The 26,107-nt window shown below is 63.9% G+C and carries 23 protein-coding genes; all 23 read left to right on the top strand.

The features are described from left to right. The first annotated feature begins 66 nt into the window (after positions 1-66). Positions 67-930: an MSHA fimbrial biogenesis protein MshI gene (mshI, locus tag G5134_RS01870; protein WP_226009138.1), complete on the top strand. Its 864-nt coding sequence runs from the start codon at positions 67-69 to the stop codon at positions 928-930. A 97-nt stretch (positions 931-1,027) separates the two neighbouring features. Continuing rightward, a complete protein-coding gene (locus G5134_RS01865; RefSeq protein ID WP_226009137.1) occupies positions 1,028-1,621 on the top strand; it encodes a PilN domain-containing protein in 594 nt (197 codons plus the stop codon). Beyond that, positions 1,621-2,268, top strand: a complete 648-nt coding sequence (locus tag G5134_RS01860; RefSeq protein ID WP_010635381.1) for an MSHA biogenesis protein MshJ — start codon at positions 1,621-1,623, stop codon at positions 2,266-2,268. The genes G5134_RS01865 and G5134_RS01860 overlap by 1 nt, the downstream gene beginning before the upstream one ends. Then, positions 2,261-2,587, top strand: a complete 327-nt coding sequence (locus G5134_RS01855) for a SctD/MshK family protein (protein WP_005308073.1) — start codon at positions 2,261-2,263, stop codon at positions 2,585-2,587. Before G5134_RS01860 ends, G5134_RS01855 begins: the two co-directional genes overlap by 8 nt. Before the next feature lie 70 nt (positions 2,588-2,657). Next, positions 2,658-4,331 carry a pilus (MSHA type) biogenesis protein MshL gene (gene mshL / locus G5134_RS01850; RefSeq protein WP_226009136.1) on the top strand — a complete coding sequence of 558 codons (1,674 nt, stop codon included), beginning with the start codon at positions 2,658-2,660 and terminating at the stop codon, positions 4,329-4,331. Between the two features lie 92 nt (positions 4,332-4,423). Continuing rightward, on the top strand, positions 4,424-5,314 hold the full coding sequence (mshM, locus tag G5134_RS01845; protein WP_408840476.1) for an MSHA fimbrial biogenesis protein MshM: 891 nt from the start codon (positions 4,424-4,426) through the stop codon (positions 5,312-5,314). Then, positions 5,311-6,420: a tetratricopeptide repeat protein gene (locus tag G5134_RS01840; protein ID WP_421231839.1), complete on the top strand. Its 1,110-nt coding sequence runs from the start codon at positions 5,311-5,313 to the stop codon at positions 6,418-6,420. The genes mshM and G5134_RS01840 overlap by 4 nt, the downstream gene beginning before the upstream one ends. A gap of 32 nt (positions 6,421-6,452) precedes the next feature. After that, positions 6,453-8,162 (top strand): MSHA fimbrial ATPase MshE, encoded by a 1,710-nt coding sequence (mshE, locus tag G5134_RS01835; RefSeq protein WP_054543916.1) that lies wholly within the window; start codon positions 6,453-6,455, stop codon positions 8,160-8,162. 53 nt (positions 8,163-8,215) lie between these two features. Next, entirely contained in the window at positions 8,216-9,436 is a 1,221-nt protein-coding gene (gene mshG / locus G5134_RS01830; protein WP_010635376.1) for an MSHA fimbrial biogenesis protein MshG, read from the top strand. A gap of 119 nt (positions 9,437-9,555) precedes the next feature. Beyond that, positions 9,556-10,017, top strand: a complete 462-nt coding sequence (locus G5134_RS01825) for a hypothetical protein (protein WP_021468217.1) — start codon at positions 9,556-9,558, stop codon at positions 10,015-10,017. 76 nt (positions 10,018-10,093) lie between these two features. After that, positions 10,094-10,765, top strand: a complete 672-nt coding sequence (gene mshB, locus G5134_RS01820; RefSeq protein ID WP_005308090.1) for an MSHA fimbrial major subunit MshB — start codon at positions 10,094-10,096, stop codon at positions 10,763-10,765. Positions 10,766-10,779: 14 nt separating this feature from the next. Then, the gene (locus G5134_RS01815; protein WP_017787335.1) at positions 10,780-11,214 is read left to right on the top strand and encodes a prepilin-type N-terminal cleavage/methylation domain-containing protein; all 435 of its coding nucleotides are present in this window, start codon (positions 10,780-10,782) and stop codon (positions 11,212-11,214) included. A gap of 39 nt (positions 11,215-11,253) precedes the next feature. Continuing rightward, complete coding sequence (locus G5134_RS01810; protein WP_421231838.1) at positions 11,254-11,757, top strand: type II secretion system protein; 504 nt, start codon at positions 11,254-11,256, stop codon at positions 11,755-11,757. Next, positions 11,744-12,304 carry a type IV pilus modification PilV family protein gene (locus G5134_RS01805; protein WP_421231837.1) on the top strand — a complete coding sequence of 187 codons (561 nt, stop codon included), beginning with the start codon at positions 11,744-11,746 and terminating at the stop codon, positions 12,302-12,304. Before G5134_RS01810 ends, G5134_RS01805 begins: the two co-directional genes overlap by 14 nt. Next, a complete protein-coding gene (locus tag G5134_RS01800) occupies positions 12,304-13,134 on the top strand; it encodes a PilW family protein (protein WP_421231836.1) in 831 nt (276 codons plus the stop codon). Before G5134_RS01805 ends, G5134_RS01800 begins: the two co-directional genes overlap by 1 nt. Beyond that, on the top strand, positions 13,124-13,594 hold the full coding sequence (locus tag G5134_RS01795; protein ID WP_139398755.1) for an MSHA biogenesis protein MshP: 471 nt from the start codon (positions 13,124-13,126) through the stop codon (positions 13,592-13,594). Before G5134_RS01800 ends, G5134_RS01795 begins: the two co-directional genes overlap by 11 nt. Further along, positions 13,594-17,235 carry a DUF6701 domain-containing protein gene (locus G5134_RS01790; protein ID WP_421231835.1) on the top strand — a complete coding sequence of 1,214 codons (3,642 nt, stop codon included), beginning with the start codon at positions 13,594-13,596 and terminating at the stop codon, positions 17,233-17,235. Before G5134_RS01795 ends, G5134_RS01790 begins: the two co-directional genes overlap by 1 nt. Positions 17,236-17,439: 204 nt before the next feature. Beyond that, positions 17,440-18,480, top strand: a complete 1,041-nt coding sequence (locus G5134_RS01785) for a rod shape-determining protein (protein WP_005308111.1) — start codon at positions 17,440-17,442, stop codon at positions 18,478-18,480. 42 nt (positions 18,481-18,522) lie between these two features. Further along, complete coding sequence (gene mreC / locus G5134_RS01780; protein WP_005308113.1) at positions 18,523-19,416, top strand: rod shape-determining protein MreC; 894 nt, start codon at positions 18,523-18,525, stop codon at positions 19,414-19,416. Then, entirely contained in the window at positions 19,416-19,901 is a 486-nt protein-coding gene (gene mreD, locus G5134_RS01775) for a rod shape-determining protein MreD (RefSeq protein ID WP_005308115.1), read from the top strand. The genes mreC and mreD overlap by 1 nt, the downstream gene beginning before the upstream one ends. Positions 19,902-19,952: 51 nt before the next feature. After that, positions 19,953-20,540 carry a Maf family protein gene (locus tag G5134_RS01770; protein ID WP_010635366.1) on the top strand — a complete coding sequence of 196 codons (588 nt, stop codon included), beginning with the start codon at positions 19,953-19,955 and terminating at the stop codon, positions 20,538-20,540. Between the two features lie 193 nt (positions 20,541-20,733). Continuing rightward, complete coding sequence (gene rng, locus G5134_RS01765; RefSeq protein WP_005308119.1) at positions 20,734-22,203, top strand: ribonuclease G; 1,470 nt, start codon at positions 20,734-20,736, stop codon at positions 22,201-22,203. Beyond that, positions 22,204-26,106: a YhdP family protein gene (locus tag G5134_RS01760; protein WP_421231834.1), complete on the top strand. Its 3,903-nt coding sequence runs from the start codon at positions 22,204-22,206 to the stop codon at positions 26,104-26,106. Position 26,107: the final 1 nt, after the last annotated feature.

Genomic DNA, 26,107 nt, shown 5'->3' with positions numbered 1-26,107 from the left:
TCTGGAGGCTAATGCTCTGTTTATGCTAAGGTTTAATCCATTTTTGGCGGCCAGGTGCGGGTTTCAATGAAACAACTTTTCAGACGTTCGACCCCGGGCGGACAGGTGGGACTCCTGCTGGCCGGCGATCGGATCATGCTGGCTTCGCTCGGCAACCCACCCATCTTCGCCACCCGCGCCATCAACGGCCCGCAAGAGTGGTCCCAGGCCATGGGCGAGCTGTTCAGCCGCCACGGCCTCGCCAAGTCTAAGGTGCGAGTCGCCCTCGCGGCCAGCCTTTATCAACAGGTCCAGATCGACAAGCCGGCGGTGCCCGATGCCGAAATGGCCGGCGCCCTGCCCTGGGCGGTCAAGGATTACGTCAACGAGCCCGTGCTGCAGCTCGCCATGGATTATGTGGACCTGCCCACCCCGCCCGCCGGCCGGCCGCGCATCAACGTGATCTGCGTGCCCAAGGCCCGGGTGCAGCAGCTGGCGGATGCGGTCAATCAGGTGGCGATCCTGGAGGCCATCGTCAGCGACGAGCTGGCGATGACCGCCCTCTACGAGCCGGATCAGACGGTGCGCATGCTGCTGTGGCAGCCGAAGGGGCAGGATCTGCAACTGCTGGTGTTCCATCAGGGGGGGCTCTGCTTCTCCCGTCAGCTGCGTGGTTTCACGGCCCTCGCCGGCGAGCACGAGCCGGAAGCCATGCTGCTCGATTCGCTGGCGCTGGAGATCCAGCGCTCCCTCGATTACCTGGCGGGCCAGCTCAAGCTGCCGGAGCTCGGCCAGATGCAGCTCGCCATCGCCTCGCCCTTCATCGGCACCCTGGTGCGTCACATGGAGCAGACCTTCGGCTTTGCCGTCTCCGCGATGGCCAACAAGGCGATCCTGTCTGGAGTCGAATATCTCTCGGCCTATGCTGCCGCCCTGGGAGGTGAGCAATGAGCGCGCTTACCATGTCGGCTGCCATGGCCAACAAGGTGATCCTTGCCGGTGTTGAATATCTCTCGGCCTATGCAGCTGCTCTGGGGGAGGATGCCTGATGAAGCGTCAGATCAACCTCTATGGCGCCGAGTTTCGGCCCAGACGGCAGTGGGCCAGCCTCAACCAGATGGCGCTGGTGTGGGGTGCTTGCGTGCTGGTACTGCTGTGCGCCGCCGCCGTCATCGGCTGGCAGCAGCACGGGGTCGCGCGCGAGCTGGCCCAGCTGCGGGCTGCGCTGGAGGTCAAACGCGGCGAGGCGCAGCGGCTGGATGCCGAGCTGGCCCGCCACCAGGCCGATGGCCTGCTGCAGCAACAGCTTGTCACCAAGCAGGAGGAGCTGACCGCCAAGCAGGGACTGATCAGGCAGCTGGGCAGCCTGGCGCTGCAAAAATCCAGGGGCTATGCCGGGCTGATGGCCGATCTCTCCCGGATCCGGGATCCGCAGCTCTCCTTGCAGCGGATCGAGATCGCCGACGGGCGTGTCAATCTGTCCGGTTTCGCCGGCCGCAGCCAGGACGTGCCGGCCTGGGTCAACCGTTTCAAGCAGACCCCCAGTCTGGCGGGCAAGCAGTTTGGTGAATTGACCTTGAGCCGCGACAAGGAGGGCCGGCTGGCCTTCCAGCTCAGCGGCATCGAACGGGAGAAGCCCTGATGAGCCTGAAAGCGCAGTGGCAGGCCTGGGCGGACAAGCTGGCTGCCCTCAGCCAGCGTGAGCGGGTGCTGATCATGCTGACCGGCGTGGTGCTGGTCGGCTCTATCGCCACCTATGGCTGGCTGGATGCCGCCGTCGTGCGGCTGGAGCAGGATCGGCTGGCGCTGAGCTCTGCCCAGCGGGATCTGGAGATCATGGATCTCGAGAACCAGGGCAAGCAGGCCAGGCTGGCGCGGGATCCGGATCAAAACGTGCGCACCCAGCTGGCTGGCGTGGGTGAGGAGATCGGCAAGTTGGATGCGGCGCTCAAGGCCCAGACGGTGGATCTGATCCAGGCCCACGAGATGCCGGAGGTGCTGGAGGCGCTGCTGTCGCGCTCCGCCAATCTGCACATGGTGGCGCTTACCTCGCTGGCGCCCGAGCCGTTGATGGCGGGCGAGCAGCGCATCAACCTGTTCAAGCACGGCATCCGCCTCAAGCTGGAGGGTGGCTATTTCGACGTCTACCAGTACCTCAAGGCGCTGGAGGCGCTGCCGCGCCACTTCTACTGGAAGCAGTTTGACTATCAGGTGCAGGAGCATCCAAGGGCCGTGGTTGAGATGGAGATCTACACCCTCAGCACCAGCAAGGAGTTCATTCGTGGCTAGATGGTTTCCCCTGTGGGCGTGTCTGTTCACCCTGCTGGCCCAGGCGCAGACCGAGGTGTTGCAGGATCCCACCGCTCCCTTGAGCGGCGTCACCAGTGGCGCCAGTGCGACCGGTTCCCGCGAGGCCGGTCTACCCAGGCTGCAGAGCATCATGCTGGGCAATGGCCCGGCGCTGGCGGTGCTCAACGGCAGCAGCTATCGAGTCGGCCAGCAGGTCGAGGGCTATCGCGTGGTGGCCATCAGTGCAGATGCCGTGGTGCTGGAGAAGGGGGGCAAGCGCCAGTCGCTGACCCTGTTTGCCAGCAAGATCCGCATCTGAACGCGCTCCGTCCGGGATGGGCGGGGCCAGGTTTGTCGAGTTTAATTGCAAGTCAGGGCGCACTAATTACATGAAAAAACATCATCTCTGCCTGATTTCCGTGGCCGTGCTGACGGCAGGCTGTACCAGCTACCGCCACCCAGAACCCGTGCAGGCCAAGGACGCGCTTCGGCATGCCATGACCGAGCAGAGCAAGGCCGGCGCATTGACCAGCGTACCCAAGTCGGTACAGAGCGAACTGCTGCAACTGAACCGCCCGCCCCAGGCCATCAGCATGCCGGAGCCCAGGCTGCGCATCGCCGCCCACGACGTGGATGCGGTGGAATTTTTCGGCTCCCTGTTCAAGGGCTCCCGCTACAGCGTGGCGGTGCACCCCGGGGTGGCCGGCCAGATCTCGGTCGAGCTCAAGGACGTGACCCTGAGTGAGGTGCTGGGGGTGGTGGGGGACATGTACGGCTTCGACGTGCAGCGCAAGGGCAATGTGTTTCACGTCTACCCGGCCGGGCTGCGTACCGAGACCATTCCGGTCAACTACCTGATGATGTCCCGGCGCGGGCTCTCCCGTACCTCGGTCAGCACAGGCGGGGTGACCTCTAACGACAGCAACAACAGCAATAACAACAACTTCGATAACGCCAACGGCAGTACCAACAGCAGCACCAGCAACCGTTCGTCCAACGGCAGCTCGGGCAGTGACAGCAACGGCACCCGCATCGAGACCGACACCAACAGCGACTACTGGACCGATCTGCGCGATACCCTGCAGACCCTGATTGGCAGCGGTGACGGCCGCGCCGTCATCACCAGCCCGCAGGCGGGTTTGGTCACCGTTCGGGCCTATCCGAAGGAGCTCAAGGCGGTGCGCGAGTTCCTCAACCAGTCCGAGAGCCACCTCAAGCGCCAGGTGGTGCTGGAGGCGCGGATCCTGGAGGTGGCCCTCAACGAGGGTTACGAGCAGGGGGTGGACTGGAGCGGTCTCTCCGCCAGCTGGGATGGCAACAAGGGCATCACCGGCGGTGGTTCGGCAGCGCCTTCCCAACTGCCCATCACTCCCAACCAGGTCTTCAGTGCTCTGGGTGGCGGGGCTGGCTTCAAAATTTCCGACGGCAACTTCAACGTGGCGGTCAACCTGCTCAAGACCCAGGGGGATGTGAATACCCTCTCCAGCCCGCGGGTGACGGCGACCAACAACCAGAAGGCGGTGATCAAGGTGGGGACCGACGAGTATTTCGTCACCAACGCCTCCACCACGACCACCACCTCAGGGACATCGGCACCGATAGTCACGCCCAATGTAGAGCTGACCCCCTTCTTCTCCGGCATCGCGCTGGATGTGACGCCGCAGATCGACGAAGAGGGCAAGGTGCTGCTGCATATCCACCCCTCCGTCATCGACACCGAAGAGCAGAAGAAAACCATCGATGTCGGCACGGCGGATCCCTTGGTCCTGCCGCTGGCCAGGAGCTCGATCCGCGAGTCTGATACCGTGGTGCAGGCCAACAACGGCGACATCATCGTCATCGGTGGCCTGATGAAGACCGACAAGCAGGAGATCGTCAGCAAGGTACCGCTGCTGGGGGACATTCCCTGGGTCGGCGAGGCCTTCACCAACCGGCGCGAAAGCACCAAGAAGGTGGAGCTGGTGATCCTGCTCAAACCGACCGTGGTGGAGAAGGACACCTGGCAGAACGAACTGCAGCGATCCTCCGAACTGCTCGACAAATGGTATCCCCCCAAGGGTTGATGGCATGAACGCGTATCAGGCTCTGTCCCCTGGTCTGGTGCTGGCGGGTGGCCTGTTGCAGACCGCCCGGCCTTGGCATGGGAGCTGACGACATGTACCTGAACCACTTCGGGTTGCAGGAGGCCCCCTTCGGCCTCACTCCCAACACCGGTTTCTATTACGGGCTGCCTCCGCACGAGGAGGCGCTGCAGGTGCTCAACTGGGCGCTGGCACAGGGGGAGGGCTTCATCAAGGTGACCGGCGAAGTCGGCACCGGCAAGACCCTGCTCTGCCGCAAGCTGCTGAGCGAACTGGGCTCGGAGGAGCGGCCGGTGCGTCTGGCCTGGCTGCCCAATCCCCATCTCACGCCGGCTGAGCTGCGCATCGCCCTGGCGCTGGAGCTGGGGTTGCCGGTGCGGGATCAGAGCGAGCTGGATCTGACCGATCGCATCCATCGCCACCTCATCAGTCTGCATCGGCAGGGGAGCCGGGTGGTGGTGCTGATCGACGAGGCGCAGGCGCTGCCGGACGAGACGCTGGAGGCGATCCGGCTGTTTGGCAATCTGGAGACCGAGTCGAGCAAGCTGCTGCAGATAGTGCTGTTTGGCCAGCCCGAGCTGGATAGCCGGCTGGCCAAGCCCCATCTGCGCCAGCTGCGCCAGCGGATCGGCTTCTCCTACTGCCTGCGGCCGCTGCGGTTCGACGAAACCCGGGCCTATCTGGAGCACAGATTGCACATCTCCGGTTATCGCGGGGCCCCGCTGTTTGGCGGGGCGGCCCTGCGCCAGCTGTGGCGCGCCTCGCGCGGCATTCCGCGACTCATCAACATACTGGCGCAGAAGTGCCTGATGCTGGCCTACGGCCAGGGGGCGCGCCAGATCGACGGCCGGCTGGTGCGACTGGCCGTGCGCGATACCGATGACGCTCGCCGCTTCGTGTCGCGGCGCTGGTGGCCGCTGCTGTTGCTGCTGGGCTGCGCCCTCGCCTATGGAGTCTGGCAATGAGCGTGATCAATCAGATGCTCAAGGATCTGGAACAGCGCCAGCAGGGGGGCGAAGGGGCCGTCTATGTGCCGCCCGTCCGCCAGCAGGGCTGGTGGATGTTGCTGCTGACCCTGATCTGCGGGCTGGCCCTCGGCATTCTGGGTTGGCGCACCTGGATCTACTGGCAACAGAGCCAGCGGGTCGCTGAAGTTCGCCAGTTGCAGACGGCCGGCGAGCCCACACCGGACGCCGTTGCCCGCGCCGTGCCCGCCCCTGTGCCGGCCAGTGCAGAGCAGGAGCCGGTGGATCAGGTGGTGGCGCTGCCGACCCCGCGCCAGCTTGCCCCATCATCGGCCGTCGAGCCGAGACAGGCGCCGGCTGCGCAGGAAGAGGCTGTCGCCGACGAGGCAGACGTAGCTGCCATCGACGAGGAGGGGCCGAGCGATGAGGAGCTGCAACCCGACCTCTATGCCGAACTGGCGGCGGAGCAGGAGGCCCCCGCGGCCGCGCCGCGCAAGCCCGGCGTGCTCAAGATAGAGACGGTCAACCTCTCTGAGGCCGAGCTGGCCACCCTGGCCGAGCGCAAGGCCACCACCGCCATGGCCAAGGGCCAGCTGCGCGATGCCCAGGACAACTACTATCAGGTGCTGGCCCACGATCCCCGCAATCAGGGGGCGCGCGAGCAGTTGGCAGGTCTGCTCTACGGCGAGGGACGGTTGAGCGAGGCGAGCCAGCTGCTGGAGGAGGGGCTCAGGCTCGATCCGGGGCAGGCGGATTTTCGGCTACTGCTGGCGCGGCTCGCCATCAGTGGCGGCGAGCAGCGCAAGGCGCTGGATTGGCTGACCGGTTACCGACCGGATCTCGCCAGCAATCTGGATTATTACGCCACCTGGGCCGGGCTCAGCCAAGAGCTGGGTCAGCATGCCGAGGCGGCGGATCTCTATGTGAAATTGTTGCGCCAGCAGCCGGATCAGGGGCGCTGGTGGCTCGGCCTCGGCGTGGCCGAAGATGGCCAGGGCCACAGCCAGCGGGCGCTGGACGCCTATCGCAATGCCCAGTTGCACGGCAACCTGGGCGAGGCTTCGACCAGCTGGCTCGAACAGCGGATTGCCCAGCTCGCCCCCTGACGGGCGGCCGGGATCACTTTTTTGGAGTTTGCATGGCACAACCCAGACTGAAAATGCGCCTCGGCGACCTGCTGGTACAAGAGCAGATCATCTCGGATGATCAGCTGCAGCTCGCCCTGCAGCAGCAGCGTCAGACCGGCCGCAAGCTGGGCACCACCCTGATCGATCTCGGCTTCATCAGCGAGGTGCAGCTGCTGCAGTTCCTCGCCCGCCAGCTGGACGTGCCCTTCTTCGATCTCAACAACCTCACCATAGATGCGTCGGCGGTGCCGCTGCTGCCGGAAGTGCAGGCGCGCCGCTACCGGGCGCTGGCGGTCAACCTCACCGACAACAGGGTGACGGTGGCCATGTCGGATCCGGCGGACCTGAGCGCCCTCGACGCCATCGCCGCCCTGCTCAGCCCCCGCGAGATGGTGCTGGCGGTGGCCCGGGAAGGGCAGCTGCTGGAGTATTTCGACCGCCTCTATCGCCGCACCCGCGAAATAGAGAGCTTCGCCGAGCAGCTGCACGAGGAGTATCAGGACGCCGGCTTCGAGCTCGGCTCCAGCAACCTGGGGGCCGGTGACGAGGGGGAGGCGACGGTGGCCAAGCTGCTGCGCTCCCTGTTCGAGGACGCGGTGCAGGTGGGGGCCTCCGACATTCACATCGAGCCGGACGAGAAGGTGCTGCGCATTCGCCAGCGTATCGACGGCGTGCTGCACGAGAACATATTGAGCGAGGTGCGTATCGCCCAGGCGCTGGTGCTGCGCCTCAAGCTGGTAGCCGGCCTCGACATCTCCGAGAAGCGGTTGCCGCAGGATGGCCGCTTCAACATGAAGGTGCGCGGCCGCGACGTGGATGTGCGGATGTCGACCATGCCGGTGCAGTACGGCGAGTCCGTGGTGATGCGGCTGCTGGACCAATCCTCCGGCATCCTGTCGCTGACCGAGACCGGCATGCCGCCGGAGATCCTGACCCGCTTCCGGCGCCAGCTCAAGCGACCCCACGGCATGATCCTGGTGACGGGCCCGACCGGCAGCGGCAAGACCACCACCCTCTACGGCGCCCTCTCCGAGCTCAACCAGGCCAGCCAGAAGATCATCACGGTGGAAGATCCGGTGGAATACCGGCTGCCCAGGGTCAATCAGGTACAGGTCAATCCCAAGATCGGGCTCACCTTCTCCCACGTGCTGCGCTCCACCCTGCGCCAAGACCCCGACATCCTGCTGGTGGGGGAGATGCGGGACAACGAAACCGTGGAGATCGGCCTGCGCGGTGCCATCACCGGCCACCTGGTGCTGACCACGTTGCACACCAACGACGCCGTCACCAGCGCCCTGCGCCTCATCGACATGGGGGCGCCCGGTTATCTGGTGGCGAGCGCGCTGCGGGCGGTGGTGGCCCAGCGGCTGGTGCGGCGGGTGTGCGAGCACTGCGTGGAGGAGAAGGCGCCGGACGAGGGCCAGGCAACCTGGCTGACCGTGCTCTCCGGCGAGGCGCCGGGCCAGCATGTCTACCACAAGGGACGCGGCTGCCAGAGCTGCAACTTCACCGGCTATGCCGGCCGGATCGGGGTGTACGAGCTGCTGGAGCTGGATCAGCCCATGATGGATGCTCTGCGCCGCAACGACGCCGAAGGGTTTGCCAGGGCGGCGCGGGAGCACGAGCACTACCGACCCCTGGCCCTGACGGCGCTCGATTATGCCCGCCAGGGGATCACCTCGGTGGACGAGGTGCTGAGACTGGCCGAGGATCTGGGGTAAGTGATGACCAACTTCATCGGCCATGAACGGGGCCGGCTGGCGCGAGGCACACCATGAGCAGCTTTGCCTACAAGGGGCGCGACAGCCAGGGCAATGCCGTCAGCGGCGTGGTGGACGCGGCCAACGAGATGGCCGCGGCCGAGCAACTGATGCGTCGCGGCGTGATGCCGACCGAGTTGAAACCCGGCAAGGCGAAGGCGGCCGCCCTCGACTGGTCCCTGTTGCTGGAGCGGGGCGTGCGGCTAGACGAGCTGGTGGTGTTCAGCCGCCAGATGTATGCCCTGACCCGGGCCGGCATCCCCATCCTGCGCGCCATCGCCGGGCTGGAGGAGAGCGCCCACAGCAAGCCGCTCAAGCGGGCGCTGCACGCGCTGGGGGAGGATCTGGGCAACGGCCGGCCACTGTCGAGTTCGATGCAGGCTCACCCCAGGGTGTTCAGCAGCCTGTTCGTGGCCATCATCCACGTGGGGGAGAACACGGGTCAGCTGGAAGAAGCGTTCTTGCAGCTTGCCAACTATTTCGAGCTGGAGCTGGAAACCCGTAAGCGGATCAAGACCGCCATGCGCTACCCCAGCTTCGTGCTGATTGCCATCGGCATCGCCATGGTGATCCTCAACATCATGGTGATCCCGGTCTTTGCCGGCATGTTCGCCAAATTTGGTGTCGAGCTGCCGCTGGCGACCCGGATCCTGCTCGCTACCTCCCACTTCTTCGTGCACTACTGGTGGGTGATGCTCGGCGTGCTGCTGGCCATGGTGTTCGGCTGGCGGCACTGGGTGAGCACGGTCAAGGGCAAGCTGACCTGGCACAGATGGCAGCTCAAGTTGCCGATCGTCGGCACCATCATAGAGCGCTCCCTGCTGGCCCGCTTCGCCCGCAGCTTCTCCATGATGCTCAAGGCCGGGGTGCCGCTCAACACGGCGCTGAGCCTGGTGGCCGACGCGGTGGACAACGCGCACATGGCGGGGCGGATCCGCGATATGCGGGCCGGCATCGAGCGGGGCGAGAGTCTGCTGCGCACCGCCGGGGCCAGCGGCCTGTTTACCCCGCTGGTGATGCAGATGATCGCGGTGGGGGAAGAGACCGGTCAGGTCGATGATCTGCTGCACGAGGCGGCCGAGTATTACGAACGGGAGGTGGATTATGACCTCAAGAGCCTCACCGCCCGGATCGAGCCGATCCTGATCGGGATCGTGGCGGTCATGGTATTGATCCTGGCGCTGGGTATCTTTACGCCGATGTGGGACATGATGCGGGCCGTACGCGGCAAATAGCCGGTATCTTTACCGTCACTGCGGGGCATGGTGTGCGCCGTGCGCGGTAAATAGCCGGTCAACGAGGCGGGATATGATGCGGGCGGTGTGGATAAGCGGCAGAGCGTGGAGCGAGACGGGTGAGTCGACAGTCACAACAGGATGAGCACTGGCTGGGAGGCTATCGGCGGCTGGCCGCGGTGATCCTGTTGCTGATCATAGTGGCGACCCTGGCCCGGAGCTATCTTGTCCATCGGGAGGAGGCGCTGGCCGTCAGCCTGACCCTGTTGGGGGAGCAGTTTGCCGAGCGCGCCCAGCGCCTGCACGGACTCTGGCTGGAGCAGCGACGTCCGGCCCTGTTGCACGTCGACGGGGTGGCCTGGCAGTTTGATGCGCGGGGCTGGCCGCTGGGTAGCGGTGACCCGCTGACGCCCTCCGGGCATTGCCGCTGGCTGTGGGATCGGCTCATCGGCGCAACGGCCTCGACCCAGCCGCCGGTGCAGGCCCTGGCGAGCCAGGATGGCACCGGATGTGAGTTCGGCTTGGAACCTAATTGGCTGATTTATCACTTTTCTGACGGCAGAGTGCTGGAAAAGCCCTGAATGAGGCTTTTTTGCGAGCCAGCTAAATGATTTTTTTGTATCTACATGAAATAATGTGGGTTATTACGGAGGGTTCATGACAACAACGCGACTGGTTCCAAAATATGCCGGTGTGGCGAGCCCCCATCGGGCAGCGGGTTTCTCGTTGATCGAACTGGTGATCGTCATCGTCATCCTGGGGATCCTGGCGGTGACGGCCTTGCCCCGTTTTCTCGATGTGACCGACGAGGCCAAGAAGGCCAGCGTGGAGGGGGTCTCCGGCGGTTTTGCTACTGGCGTGTCGCTGGTGCGGGCTCAATGGGAGGCCGAAGGGCGCGCCAAGCAGGACAGCCTCAATACCGTGCTCTATGACGGCTCCCGCTTCTACCTGACCACGCCGACCGATACCCAGGTCAGCAATGGCGAATTGTCGCCCGGCTACCCCATGGATACTTCGGCGGGCGGTGGCATCGACGTGGACCCGGCCAATCTGACGGCCCCGCGCTGTCTCAAGATTTGGGAGGGTCTGCTGCAGAATCCGCCCAAGGCTACCACCAGCTTCAGCGAGGTGCGTGGTAGTGGCAATGACCTGAAATACTATGTCAGTGTGACCAATAACGGCCTGGACTCGGTCTGCCGCTACTATCTGGTCAATAGTTTGAGTAAGGGTAGTGATGGCAAGTATCAGGATCCGCAAGGCAGTACTGATGCATTCATGAGTTTCAGTTACCGTCCGGCTTCCGGTCAGGTGACCACCAACATTAATTGACAGAGGAAAACAAGATGAAAAAACAGGCGGGTTTTACCCTGATCGAACTGGTCATCGTGATCATCATTCTGGGTATCCTGGCAGTGACCGCTGCACCCAAGTTCCTGAATCTGCAGGATGATGCTCGCAAGGCTGCAGCTGATGGTGTGAAGGCGTCTCTGCAGAGTGCTTCTCAGATGGTATACAGCAAAGCTGCAATTCTGGGTATTGAGTCTACCTCTGGTGCTGTATCTGTGGCAGGTTCCACGATTAACACTGTTTTCGGTTACCCGACAACGGCTGATGTTGGTAATACCGTGACTCTTGACGGTTGGGCTGTGGTGTCAGGTACCCCAGGTACATTCAAACCTAATGACCAATCTAACGGCAAGTGTGCGGTGACTTATGTGCAGCCAAGCACTGTAGGTAATGCTCCTAGCATCACCGTCGCCGCAGATTGCGGTAAGTAAGATGAAATATGGGAGGGGAAACTCTCCCATTTTATTGGAGTGCCGGTGTTCAAGACACGAGGCTTTACCCTGATTGAACTGGTGATTGTGATCCTGTTGCTCGGGATTCTGGCCGCCTTTGCCATGCCCAAATGGCTGGGCAAAGGCGGCGTTGAAACCCAAACCCTTCGTGATGAGCTGCTGACCCGGCTGCGGCTGGTGCAGACCATCAACATGCATGAACCCGCCGACCGCTGTACCCAGCTGGTGGTGGAGGCTTCCCGTTTTGCCCATATCACGCTGGTGGCGACCGGCACTGGCTGTCCGGCCCCCGGCCCCATGGTCGGCTGGAGCGACAATCAGCGCACCCGTGGCCGCCTGGTCACCCCTTCTACCGGTATGAGCATCTCCCTCAATAACGCCAGCAGTTTCGTGATCCGTTTTGATCAGATGGGCAGGCCGCTCGGGGGTTGTGCCACGGGCTGTACCCTGCGGGTCAGCGATGGCCAGGAGACGGGCGGCATCAAGATAGAGTCGGAGGGCTTCATTCATGAGAGCCCCTGATCGCGGTTTTACCCTGATTGAGCTCATCGTCGGCATAGTGCTGCTGGCGGTGGCCTTGACCGGCATCCTGGGTCTGCTCGTCAACCAGGCCCCCAGCGCGGTGGATCCGGTGCAGCAGGTGCGGGCGGCTCAGCTGGCCCAGCGGTTGGCCGGCGAGATCCAGCAAAAGTCGTTCGACGAGCAGTCGGATCACAACGGTGGCCGTTATCGCTGTGGTGAAGTGGTGGCCGGTGTCACCATCCCGGCCTGCTCGACCCGCTACGGTCCGGACGGTGAACCCACCCCCTATGCGTTCAACGACGTGGACGATTTCGATACCGCCGGCAACTGGCAGGATGCCAGCTTCTACACCCAGAGCGGCGGCATCATCGCCAGCAACGAGTATCGCAACTATCAGGTCAGGATTGCGGTGAGCCCGGTCGACTTCAGCGATGGCACCTTCAAGAGCTGTGCGTCCCCCTGTTCGGTGGGCAAACGCATCGATCTGCAGATCAAGCTGCCAGATGAGAGCGTGCTCGACTTCTCCTTCTATCGGGGCAACTACTGATGCGGACGGCGAGCGGTTTTACCCTGATCGAACTGGTGATGGTGATCCTGCTGCTGGGGATCATGGCTACCTTCGCCAGCCAGTTTATCGGCATCGGCAGCCAGATCTACGGGGATGCCAGCAGCCGCGAGCAGCTGATGAGTGATGCCCGCTTCGCCATGGAGCGGCTCAACCGCGAGGTACGCAATGCGTTGCCGGGTTCCGAGCGCATCGAGACCCTGGACGGCAGCTGGAGCGACAGCGGTCCCTGCCTGCGCTTCTGGCCCATCAGTACCTCCAGCCGTTACATCGCCCTCAACCGGAGTGTGTCCGGCAGCACAACCACCCTTGAATTGGTGATGGCCACCCCTGCCTCGGCCGTCGATCCCTTGAGCCCGGATGCCAGTGCAGTCGCGGTGGGGGATCTGCTGGCCGTCTTCCCGCTGCCCGATGCCAACCAGCCTTCGCTCAGCAATGGCTGCGAGTACGGGCGCTGCGTCGCCAGGGTCACCGAAGTGCTGGCGCCGGTCTCGGGGGCACAGATCCTGCGCTACGCTGCGGCCGAGAGTCTGGCCGGTCTCTCCCCTGGCAGCCGGGTCTATTTTGCCCGCGAACAGGTACGCTATTGTGTGCAGGCGGGGTCCATGTACCGCGCCAGCATGGCGCTGAATGGTGCAAGCGCGGCCATGCCGCTGGGGATCCTGATGGCCGACTCCCTGCGGGCCGGCTCTTTCTATCGGGAGGCCACGGCCTTCAACAGCGAAGGGGAGTTCGGTGTGCGGCTGGTGTTCGAGCGCAAGGGGGAAGCGGTCACCTTCAACCACAAGCTGGGGGTGTTCAATGTTCCCTGAGCGGCGCCAGAGCAAGAAGATGGGGGGCAGTGCCCTGCTGATCGCCCTGTTCGTGATCGTGGTGATGGCCATGCTGGCGGCGGCCATGGGGCGTTTTCTGATCGACAGCAGCGAGAAGAACACGGTGGAGGTGCGCAGCGTGCGTGCCCTGCTGGCGGCCCAGAGCGGGCTGGAGCTGGCGCTCTATCGACTGTTCCCCAACCGGACGGCGGCCCAGCCCCAGCCACCGGCACAGTGCGAGCCCAGCAGGACGATCAGTTTCGCCGGCAACCCCGGGCTGGTCGACTGTCAGGCGGTGGTGCAGTGCCGCACCCTGGCGACCAGCTACAACAACGTGACGAGCACCGGCTATCGGCTCAAGAGTGTCGGCACCTGCGGTTTGCGCAATGACCTGACCAGTGCCAGTCCAGACTTCAGGGTGAGCCGTACCCTGATGGTCGAAGCGTATGACGGAGGCTGATGATGAAATGGTTGTGGGCGCTGGCCCTCTTCACTAGCCAGGTCTGGGCCTTCGATCCCATCGATACCGGCACCTTCTTTCCGGCCGTGGTGCAGGGTCATCATGACGACAACAACGATGTTTGCCACCAGATCAGCGGCTATCAGTTGAGCCAGCTCAACAACGCCAAGATCAACGGTACCGGCGGGTTGCCGCTCAACTTCTGCTCCATCCAGCCGGATCAGAACAATACTCCCCGTTGCGATAACGGTGCGGGTGGCTACAAGGTCTGCACCGTCACCGGCAGCGATATCCGCGGCCTTGCGCTGACAGGCAACAACAAGTTCCCTTCCATCACCTCGGTCATGCCGCTGTTGTGTCAACAGGGCCAGCAGACCGCTCTCTTCTCGGACTATGGTACCGCCACGGTCGAGGGCTGTACCGTGACTTTCCCCAGCCGCAACGCCTACCAGATCAAGTCGTTGAGCGTGCGCAACAATGGCGTGCTGGTTCTGGGGGACGGCGATTATTTCATCGATGCACTGGTACTCGACAATGCCACCATCCGCCTCTCCGGCAGCGGCACCACCCGCATCTTTGTCAACAAGGATGTCAAGCTGGTCAACACGGTCAACATCAATGCGACCAATCAGGGCAGCCTTGTCTGGGTCAGCTATGGCGACATGACCATCGACAACAACACCAGGTTTTATGGCTATCTCTACACCGACGGCCGCTTGACCATGAACAACAATGCCACCGTCTATGGCAGGGTGACGGCCGGTTACCTGAGCATGGATGCCCAGTCCAGCATCAACGACTACTCGGTACCGCCGCCGTTGACCTGCTTTACCGACGGTTTCGACAGCGGCCAGATAAACCCGGACAGCTGGGTGGTGGCCCAGCGCAACAACAGTACCCTGCCATCGGTACAGAATGGCCGTCTGCGGCTCACCCAGAACGTCACCGATCAGGCCACCTCGGCGACCTTCCAGCGCCTCTTTCCGGGGGCCGGCAACCTGGTGACGATCGAATTCGATCAATACGCCTACAAGACCTCTGGCACGAGCGGGGCCGACGGTATGGCGGTGGTGCTCTCCGATTCGACCCTGACGCCGCAGCCGGGAGCCTTCGGCGGCCCGCTGGGCTATGGCTACAAGACCGGGATCAGCGGCTTTGCCGGCGGCTGGCTCGGGGTCGGGCTCGATGAGTACGGCAACTATGCCAACGAGGGGGGAAGTACCAACCTGGGGTCGCGGCCGCAGGCGGTCTCCATCCGCGGCTCCGGGTCTGGCACCTCAGGCTACAACTATCTCGCCGGTACCGGCAGCTATCTGAGCCCGACCGTCGACAGCGGCACCAACGGCAACCGGCCCCACCGCTATCGCATCACGGTCGACTCCCGGGTGGCTGGCAGCTCGCTGGCCACGGTGGAGCGGGATACCGGGGCTGGCTACAGCTCCCTGATCGGCCCCCTCAACATGGCGAGCCAGGCCGGTCAGGCGGCGGTGCCGGCCAATTTCCTGCTGTCGCTGACCGGCTCCACCGGCTCGGTGACCAACTACCACGAGATAGACAACGTGCGGATCTGCGCCCTGCGATCCAGCCCGGTGGGTACCCAGATCGATCACTTCGAGTTCGATCACAGCGGCAATGCGCTGACCTGCAACCCGGAAACCCTCACCATCCGTGCCTGTGCCAACCCGGATTGCAGCGTGCTGATCACCGATCCGGTCAGCGCGACCCTGCTCCCCACCACGACGACCAGCGGCGGCTGGGTCGGGGGCAACGTAGTCAACTTCAGCGGCGGCAGCACAACATTGCAGCTCAGAAACACGACGGCAGGCGCGGTCACCGTGGAGGTCAGCGGTTCGACGCCCTCGACCAAGCCGCTCAGCACCACCCTTTGCCGCTCGGGTGGCGGGGCGTTGAGCAGCGCCGCCTGCACCCTCACCTTTGCCGACAGCGGCTTCATCTTCGATGTGCCCGACACCTACTCGAACCAGCCGCAGACGGTGGCCATCAAGGCGGTAAAGAAGAGCGACGTGACCAAGCAGTGTGTGCCCGGGTTTGCCAACCAGAGCAAGAGCATCAAGTTCTGGAGCAGCTATGTCACGCCCGCCAGCAACATCTACAACAGCAGAATGAGCGTCAACAACAGCGTGATCGGCACCAGTCAGGGCAATGCCACTGCGCTCTCCCTCAGCTTCGATGCCCAGGGGCAGTCGAGCATGACGGTCACCTATCCGGATGCCGGCAAGGTTCAGCTGGATGCTCGCTACGACGGCACCGGCAGTGAAGCTGGCCTGGTGATGCTGGGCTCGGATGCGTTTGTGGCGCGGCCGGTGGGGCTCTGCATCACGACCGCTGCGGCAGCATGTACGGGCAACTATGCCAGCTGCCCGATCTTCAAGAAGGCGGGGGAGTCATTTCAGGTCGACATCAAGGCGGTGGCCTGGGAGTCAGCCAACGACGGCGACATCTGCACCGGCAATCTCGCGACCCCCAATTTCTCGCTCAGCGGCATCGCCCTGAGCAATACCCTGGTGGCGCCGACGCCGGGCAAAACCGCCAGCCTGGGTAAAACCAGCTATGACCATGGCGCCGCGGCCAACGGGACGACCAGCATGGAACAGAGCGTCAGCGAGGTGGGGGTGTTCAGGCTGACGGCGACCCCGCCGACCAATGGCTACTTCAATACCACGGTCCCGCCGAGCCAGAGCCAGCCGGTGGGCCGCTTCATCCCGGCCGACTTCGAGCTGGTGAGCGGCGACATAGTACCGGCCTGCGATCCCTTCACATATATGGGGCAGCCCTTCGGGGTTGCGCTGGATGTGCGCGCCCGCAACCTGGCCGGTGCCCAGACGGCGAATTACACGGGGGATTTCGCCAAGGGCAGTGCGTTTATCACCGTGGCCAACGACAAGGATGGCAAGACCTTGTCGAGCCGCCTGCGCAGCCTGCAGCCGCTGCCATGGCTCGATGGACGAGCCGCCTTTACCGGCAGCAGCGAGTTTGTTCGCGTGTCTGACGTCCAGCCGGATGGCCCCTACAAGTCGCTGCTGTTTGGCCTCTACATGCGGGACAACGATGGCGACAGAAGCCTGATCGCCATGCCCAATTTCAACGATGGGGTGGTGGGTGACTGCGGTGGTGGCAGTTGCAACGCCCGCCTGATCGACACAGTGCCGATGCAGGTCTATTTCGGCCGGCTGCTGGCGAAGACCGAGACCGGGGTGGCATCGGCCGCCTTGGCCGTGGCGCAGCAGATGCAGTATTACGAGGCCGGTGGCTGGCAGCAAAACAGGCTGGATCAATGCACCCTGCTGTCGCTGGCCAATCAGGGCTTCAGCTTCTCGGGCGCAGGCCAGAGCCTCGATACAGCCAGCAGCGAGCTCAACATAGGGGGCAATCGCAAGATAAAGCTGGGGCTGGGCAGCTCGCCACCGGGCGGCATGGCGGCGGTGGCCAAAGATGGCGAAATCCTGCTGCAGTTTGGCAAACCCGAGATAGCGGTGCGCATTCCCTACCGGGTGGAGCTAGTGAAACAGCCGACACAACCACTCTGGCTGTCGGATCCCCAGACCCTGCAGGGGGAGGCCATTTTCGGCTCAAGTCGCGGTAATGACAGAATTATTTATCGGCGCGAAGTGATGCATTGAGCGGGGCTGCGGGGGCGCTGGCTGGCCGCCGACCCCCTATCCCCTTGTTTATTAGCGTTTGCCGGCTTGTGCGGGTGAGTGATGACTCGCATTTTTGTCGCGCCCGATGGGCTGGCGACAGTTTGAGCGCTTGCCGATTGGGGTGGGCATTGGTAAAGTTAGCCGGTTTTCTGCACCTCCAAATTCTTAGGATTTCCCGTAGCCATGTTCAAAAAGCTCAGAGGCGTCTTTTCCAACGATCTGTCGATCGACTTGGGAACTGCCAACACCCTGATCTATGTAAAAGATCAAGGGATCGTCCTTAACGAACCCTCAGTTGTCGCCATTCGCCAAGAGCGCGGGAACGCCAAATCGGTCGCTGCTGTCGGTCATGCCGCCAAGCAGATGCTGGGTCGTACCCCGGGTAACATCTCCGCCATTCGCCCGATGAAAGACGGCGTGATCGCCGACTTCTACGTGACCGAGAAGATGCTGCAGCACTTCATCAAGCAGGTTCACGACAACAACTATTTCCGCCCCAGCCCGCGTGTGCTGGTGTGTGTACCGTGCGGCTCCACCCAGGTGGAACGTCGCGCCATCAAGGAATCCGCTCTGGGCGCCGGCGCCCGCGAGGTTTACCTGATCGATGAACCCATGGCTGCCGCCATCGGTGCCGGCCTGCCGGTCTCCGAAGCGACCGGCTCCATGGTGGTGGACATCGGTGGTGGTACCACCGAAGTGGCCATCATCTCCCTGAACGGTGTGGTTTACTCCCAGTCCGTCCGCATCGGCGGCGACAAGTTCGACGAAGCCATCATCAGCTACGTGCGCCGCAACTACGGCAGCCTGATCGGGGAAGCCACCGCCGAGCGCATCAAGCACGAGATCGGCTCCGCCTATCCGGGCGAAGAGGTGCGCGAGATCGAAGTCCGTGGTCGCAACCTGGCCGAAGGTGTGCCGCGCAGCTTCACCCTGAATTCCAACGAGATCCTGGAAGCGCTGCAAGAGCCGCTGTCCGGCATCGTCTCCGCCGTGATGGTGGCGCTGGAGCAGTCTCCGCCCGAGCTGGCTTCCGACATCTCCGAGCGCGGCATGGTGCTGACCGGTGGTGGTGCCCTGCTCAAAGATATCGACCGTCTGCTGATGGAAGAGACCGGTATCCCTGTGGTGGTGGCCGAAGATCCGCTGACTTGCGTGGCCCGTGGCGGCGGCAAGGCGCTGGAGCTGATCGATATGCACGGTGGCGATCTGTTCCACTACGAATAAGACCCAAAGCCGGCCAGCGTGCCGGCTCTTTTTTGACGACCCATGAAACCCATTTTTGGTAGAGGCCCTTCGCTTCAGTTACGGTTGTTTCTCGCCGTCATCATCTCCATTGCTGCCATCGTAGCGGACTCCCGCTTCGGTGTGTTCAGCCACGTCCGCGTCTACCTCAGCTCACTCGTCAGCCCGCTGCAATACATGGCCAATGCGCCAGGCACCCTGCTTGATACCATGTCGACCCAGGTGCAGACCCGGGCCGGCCTCATCGAGCAGACCAAGCAGCAGGAACAGCAGCTGTTCACCCTGCGCTCGCGCCTGCTCAAGATGGATCATCTGGAGCACGAGAACCAGCGTCTGCGCGAGCTGCTCGGTTCGCCGGTGCACAAGGAGTCCCGCAAGATGGTGGCCGAGCTGCTGTCGGTGGATTCCGACCCCTTCAGCCATCAGGTGCTGATCAACAAGGGGGCGCTGGACGGTGTCTACAACGGCCAGCCGGTGATCAACGATCAGGGGGTGATAGGTCAGGTGCTGCACGTGGGTTCCACCACCAGCCGCGTCCTGCTCATTACCGACTCCAGCCACGGCATCCCGGTGCGGGTGCTGCGCAACGACTTGCGCGCCATTGCCTCCGGCAGCGGCGAGCTCGACAAGCTGGAGCTGCGTAACCTGCCGCGCAACACCGACGTGCAGGTCGGCGATCTGCTGGTCACCTCGGGCCTCGGCGGCCGCTTCCCGGAAGGGTATCCGGTGGCGACCGTGACCCGCTCCGACTACGTGGAGGGCAAGCCCTTCGCCCAGGTCGAGGCCAAACCGCTGGTGGCGCTGGACCGCCTGCGCTATCTGCTGCTGCTGTGGACCGACAAGAAACCGGAAGTGCATGACGATGAAGAGGCCCCGGCTACCGCGCCGGCGCCTTCTGCTGCGGGAGCGACGCGCTGATGTTACAACCCGCCAGCGGCAGGATCTGGATCTGGATCTCGATCCTGCTGGCTTTGAGCCTGTCGATCCTGCCGCTTCCTTTCCAACTCGAACCCTTCCGGCCTGACTGGCTCGCCATGGTGCTCATCTACTGGGCACTGGCGTTGCCGCACCGGACCAACGTCGGTACCGCCTGGGTGGCGGGCCTGCTGCTGGACGTGCTGCTCGGCAGCACCCTCGGCGTGCGGGCCATGGCGATGGCCATCACCACCTACCTGGCGGCGTTCCAGTTCCAGAAGATCCGTAACTTCTCCCTCTGGCAACAGGCGCTGATCATCGGCTGCCTCTCGCTGGTGGGCAAGGTGACCATCTTCTGGGCCGAGCACCTGTTCAGCCGGGCCAGTCTCAATTTCGCCTACTTCTGGTCGACCCTGAGCACCATGCTAATATGGCCCTGGGTTTTTCTGGTCTTGCGCAAGGTGCGCCGGCGCTTCAATATCAAGTGAATGTGAGTAAAAACAACTAATTGTAACCGTACCTCATCTCATCAAGCGATTATGAACAAGCACAACGAACTGCAACTCTATCTCGCCTCGGGCTCACCCCGCCGCCACGAACTGCTGACCCAGCTGGGTTACCGTTTCGAAGTCCTCAAGCTGGATGTGCCGGAACAGCGGGAAGAGGGTGAAAAGCCCCAGGATTACGTGTGCCGGCTGGCCCGCGACAAGGCGATGGCCGGCGTGGCCGCCGCGCCCACGGCGCTGCCGGTACTGGGGGCCGACACCATAGTGGTGCTGGGTGACCGGGTGCTGGAGAAGCCCTCCGATCTGCTCGATGCCAAAGACATGCTGGAGGCGCTCTCCGGCAAGGTGCATCAGGTCATGACGGCGGTGGCGCTGGCCACCCCGGAGCGCTGCGACGTGCGACTGGTCACCACCAACGTGGCCTTTCGCAAGCTGGACGAGGCCGAGATCGAGGCTTACTGGCGTACCGGTGAGCCGTGCGACAAGGCCGGCGCCTATGCTATCCAGGGCATCGCCGGCAAGTTCGTCAGCCGCATCGAGGGGAGCTACAGCGCCGTGGTCGGCCTGCCCCTGCTGGAAACGGATCTGCTGATCAAGCATCATCTGGAACAGGTCCGCTAATCCCGTCGCCGCCGTGGTCAGCGCCGCCCGCCTCGCTGGCCGGCATGGCATTCGAACAGGGCGGCCAGAATTTGAAGCCATCACAGGCAAGGCATAGGTCGGTGACAACCGCCGGCTGTTTCTTACTGCGTTACTCACCGGTTGCGCGCCGGTTTGGCTGCCAGAATTTAAAACTAGAAAGGCAAGGTAACTTATGTCGGTAGAACTGCTGGTAAACGTCACCCCCTCCGAAACCCGGGTCGCCCTGGTCGAAAACGGTCTGCTGCAGGAAGTGCACGTGGAGCGTCAGGCCAAGCGTGGCATCGTCGGCAACATCTACAAGGGCAAGATCAGCCGGGTGCTGCCCGGCATGCAGGCGGCCTTCGTCGACATCGGCATGGACAAGGCCGCTTTCCTGCACGCCTCCGACATCGTCCCCCATACCGAGTGTGTGGCGGTGAAGGAGAAGGAGCAGTTCCAGGCCGGCAACATCGCCGAGCTGGTGCGCCAGGGGCAGGACATCATGGTGCAGGTGGTGAAAGATCCGCTAGGCACCAAGGGGGCCCGCCTCACCACCGACATCACCTTGCCGTCCCGCTATCTGGTGTTCATGCCGGGCAGCGCCCATGTGGGTGTCTCCCAGCGCATCGAATCCGAGGCGGAGCGCGAGCGCCTCAAGCGCACCGTGGCCGGCTATGTGGACGAGCTGGGTGGCTACATCATCCGCACCGCCGCCGAAGGGGTGGGTGAGCAGGAGCTGGAGCAGGATGCCGCCTTCTTGAAGCGCCTGTGGCGCAAGATCCTAGAGCGCAAGCAGAAGTATCCCCCCTGCAAGATCCTCTACGAGGATCCCAGCCTGGCCTTTCGGGTGGTGCGCGACTTCGTTGGCGCCGAGCTCGACAAGATCCGGGTCGATTCGCGCCAGAGCTTCGATCAGCTCAAGCGCTTCACCGAGGAGTACGTGCCTGAGCTGGCCGGCAAGCTGGAGTACTACTCCGGCGAATCCCCCATCTTCGATCTCTACGACGTGGAGAACGAGATCCAGCGCGCGCTGGAGCGCAAGGTGGAGCTCAAATCCGGTGGCTATCTCATCATCGACCAGACCGAAGCCATGACCACGGTGGACATCAACACCGGGGCCTTCGTCGGCCACCGCAATCTGGAAGAGACCATCTTCAATACCAACGTCGAGGCGACGGCGGCCATCGCCCGCCACCTGCGCCTGCGCAACCTCGGCGGCATCATCATCATCGACTTCATCGACATGCAGTCCGAGGATCATCGCCGCCGGGTGCTGCACAGCCTGGAGCAGGCGCTGTCCAAGGATCGCGCCAAGACCAACGTCAACGGCTTCTCCCAGCTCGGCCTGGTGGAGATGACCCGCAAGCGTACCCGCGAGAGCCTGGAGCACGTGCTCTGCTCCGAGTGCCCCGAGTGCAAGGGGCGCGGCCGGGTCAAGACGGTGGAGTCGGTCTGCTTCGAGATCCTGCGGGAGATCATCCGGGTCAACCGGGCTTACGACGCGGATCAGTTCACCGTCTACGCCGCTCCGGCGGTGGCCGACTATCTGCGGGGCGAGGAGTCTCACAGCCTGGCGGAGCTGGAAGTGTTCATCGGCAAGCAGGTCAGGGTGGTAAGCGAGCCCCTCTGTGGGCAGGAGCAGTTCGACGTGGTGATGATGTAATTGGTCTATCGCTGGCTGAGTCGGGGCTGGTTGGCCCTCGGGGTCTTCTTCGTGCTGCTGGCCATCCTGGTCAGTCTGGTGCGTGTTGGCGGCCCCCTGCTCAATCAGCACCGACAGGCGCTGCTCGATACTTTGCTGGCCGACAGCAAGCTGGAGGCCAGCGTCGATCGCATCGGGCTGGACTGGACCCAGCGTGGCCCGGCCCTCGAGCTGCAGCAGCTGGTGATCGCGCCGAATTCGGGTCGCTTCGCCCTGCGCCTTGGCAAGGTGTGGGCCCACCTCGACTTCTGGCGCTCCCTCAACGAACTCAAGCCGGTATTCGGCCAGCTGATCCTGAGCGATGGCGACATAGCGCTGGATTTGAGTCAGCCTGCGGAGCCGGAAACCGGCGACGGCAGCGACCAGCAGCAGGCCCTGCTGCGCTTTCTGCTGACTCAGCTCTCCACCTTCGATATTCACGACACCCGCCTCAGCCTCACCACGGCGCTGGGGGAGGTGCGGGCCCTCGACATCGCCCAGCTGCGCTGGCAGAACCGCGGCAAGCGCCACCAGGGGGTCGGCAAGGCCTATCTCATCAACGGGGTGGGCGAGAGCACCCTCGATCTCATCGTCGATGTGGATGCCCCCCAGGTGCGGCTCGACCGGCTCAAGGGCCAGCTCTATCTGGGGGCCCGTCAGCTCGACATCAGCCCCATGCTGGCGCGCACCCATGCCGGGGAGCCCAAGGTGAGCGGCCAGCTCGACTTCCAGCTCTGGAGCGAGTTCAAGGCCGGTCAGCTGGGGGACTCGCTGCTGGCGTTTGGCGACAACTACCTGATCTGGCAGGATGAAAAAAAACAGGGTGACCTGCACCGGCTCGGGCTGCAGGGGGGCAAGATCCAGCTGCGCCGGGACGGCAAGGAGTGGCAGTTTGCCAGCCACGACGTCACCTTCAAGCTCGACGGCAAGCCCTGGCTGCACAGCCGGTTGCAGCTCGAGCGAGTCGGCGATCGCATCCAGGGCTATGTGCCGGCCATCGATCTGGATCAGATCGCCAACCTGAGCCAGCTGGTGTCGGGGATCTATCCCGAGCTGACCGAGACCCTCAAGCGTACCCGCCCGACCGGCAAGATAGAGGATCTGATCCTGCAGGCGGATGCCGGCTGGCAGGGGCTCTCCGTCAGCGGCCAGCTCTCCCACATCAGGGTCAACGCCTGGCGCGATGTGCCCGGCGTGCGCGACCTCAACGGTGAGTTCTGGCTCACCCCGACCGGCGGCAGCGCCAGGCTGCAACTGGCAAACGATGCCATAGACCCCGCCCGCCACTTCAAGGAGCCGATCCCCGTCGATCGCTTCTCTGCGCGGCTCGACTGGTGGCAGGCGCCGCAGGGCTGGGTGCTCTATGGCCAGGATCTGGTGCTGGACAACCCGGATTTGAGCCTCGCCAGCCGCTTTCGGCTCGAGCTGTTCGAACACCCCTTCCTCGCCCTGACCGGCCGCATCGACGTCAAGAATGCGGCCAACGCCGATCGTTACTATCCGCTGCAGGTGATGGACAAGAGTCTGGTGGACTACCTGAGCGGGGCCATCAAGGGGGGCAAGGCCAAGGGGGCTGACCTGCTCTGGTATGGCGAGTTCCGCGACTTCCCCTATAGCAAGGGCGAGGGCATCTTCCAGGTGGCGGTGCCGCTCAAGCAGGCCTCCTACGAATTCTTCCCCGGTTGGCAACCGCTCACCGACCTGCAGATCGATCTGCTGTTCCAGAACGCCAGCCTCGACATGAACAGCCGCGCCACCCGGCTCGGCAAGGCCAGCTCCGACTCGGTGCATGCCTGGATCCCGGATCTCTACCCGGGGGCCCACCTCTACGTGGATGCCAAGGTGGAGGGCGAGGGCAAGGCCATCAGCGACTACCTGCAGGACTCGCCGCTCGGTGGCTCGGTCGGTCAGGCGCTGCGGGAGGTGGAGATCCGCGGCCCCATGAAGGGCTCGGTCAAGCTGGATATTCCGCTGGATGGCGAGAGCGAGGTCAAGGCCAGCGGCGACGCCCTGTTCAGCAACAACAAGGTGCGGATCACCAGCCTGGATCTGCCGCTGGAGCAGGTGCAGGGGCGGCTCGAGTATGACAACGAGCAGACCCGTTTCAGCAACCTCAAGGCGAGCCTGTGGAACCAGCCGATCACCCTCGACTATCAGGGCCGCCAGCAGCCCAATCGCTATCAGGTCGATCTCAAGTTCAAGGGGCAGTGGGACAGCCGTCGCCAGCGCCAGGACATCCCGGCGCTGGCCATCCTCAAGGGGCGCAGCAGCTGGGCCGGCAGCCTGGGGCTGACCCTGCCAAACGATCAGCCGTTCAGCTTCCAGCTGGCGCTCGACTCCAATCTGCAGGGGATGGGGCTGGATCTGCCAGCTCCGCTCGCCAAGGCAGCCGACAGCCGGCTGCCGCTCAAGGTGACCGCCCGCGGCCGCGACGGCAGTGCTGACATCCGCGCCGTGCTGGGGGCTGACGTCGACATGCAGAGCCGGTTGGTGTACGGCGACGGCGTGCCCTACCTCAGCCGGGTGCGGGTGGACGTGGGTCAGCCCGGTGCCCGGGTGCTGCGCGACCGGCCCATGCTGCTCGCCATCAACCAGCAGCAGGCCGACGTGGCCGGCTGGCTGGCCCGCCTCAAGCAGTGGCTGCCAGCTGGCACGGCGCCGAGCGGCAATGCGGTGGTGGGCCCCTCTTTCTTGCCGCAGGAGTGGTGGGTGGACGGCCGCCTAGCCCGCGCCGACATCGGCAGCGCCAACCTCAAGGCGGTGCACTTCACCGTGGGACCGGTCAATCAGGCCACCGAGGTGATGATCGACAGCCCGGACGTGATGGGGGTGGTACGCCTGCCGGTCTCCGATCGCCAGCCCATCGATGCCAAGTTCGCCCGTATCTACTGGTCCGGCAAGAGTTCGGATCTGAGCCCGGATCCCGATGCCAGACAGGACAAGGCCATCATGGATGCCATCCCCTGGCTCACCTTCAGCTGCGTGGATTGCCGCTTCGGTGAATTGCCGCTGGGCGAGGTGAAGGGGGAGCTGATCCCGGGGGCCGACAAGTTGAGCCTCAAGGGGCTGGAGATGCGGCTGGCGGGCAGCCAGCTGAGCGGCAGCGCCGAGTGGCTGGCCGGGGCGGACGGCATGCAGACCCGTGCCCGCGCCCACATCAGCAGCAACAACAGCGAGCTGCTGCTCAAGCGGCTCGGCTACACCTCGCCCATCGGCGATGCACCCGGCAAGATGGCGCTGGACTTGAGCTGGCGCGACGTACCCTACCGGCCGAACCTGCCGACCCTGGCCGGCAAGGTCGACTACCAGCTGGAAGGGGGCACCCTGCGCGAGGTCAACGACAAGGGGGCGCGACTGCTCTCCCTGCTCAGCCTCGACTCATTGCTGCGCAAGCTGCGCCTCGATTTTCGCGACGTGTTCGACAAGGGCTTCTACTTCGAGTCCATGTCGGCCTCCGCCAGGATCAAGCAGGGGGTGGTGGAGAACGACGACTTCTACATGAAGGGGGCGGCCGGCAACCTGCGCGGTGAGGGCATCGCCGATCTGGTACGCTGGCGGCTCGACTACGAGCTGAGCTTCTCGCCGAACCTGGGCGGCACCCTGCCGGTGGTGGCGGCCTTCTCGCTGACCCCCATCACCGGGCTCTACGTGCTGGCCCTCTCCAAACTGCTGGAGCCGGTGGTGGACGTGGTCACCCGCATCGATTTTCGGGTCTCAGGCCCGCTCGACGATCCCAAACTGATCGAGGCGGGGCGCAACCGGGCCCGCATCAAGCTCAACCAGCAACAGAAGGAGGCGGTCGACGCCGTGGCCCCCAACCTGCCGGCGCAGGAAGTAACCCCCTTCCTGCTCAGCCCCAAGCACGCCGGCCCCGCCCAGCGCTGAG

Source organism: Aeromonas sp. 600276, from assembly GCF_049175815.1.
Taxonomy (GTDB): domain Bacteria; phylum Pseudomonadota; class Gammaproteobacteria; order Enterobacterales; family Aeromonadaceae; genus Aeromonas; species Aeromonas dhakensis.
The sequence above is the reverse complement of the archived record's forward strand: the minus strand, read 5'-3'. Positions and strand labels throughout refer to the sequence as shown.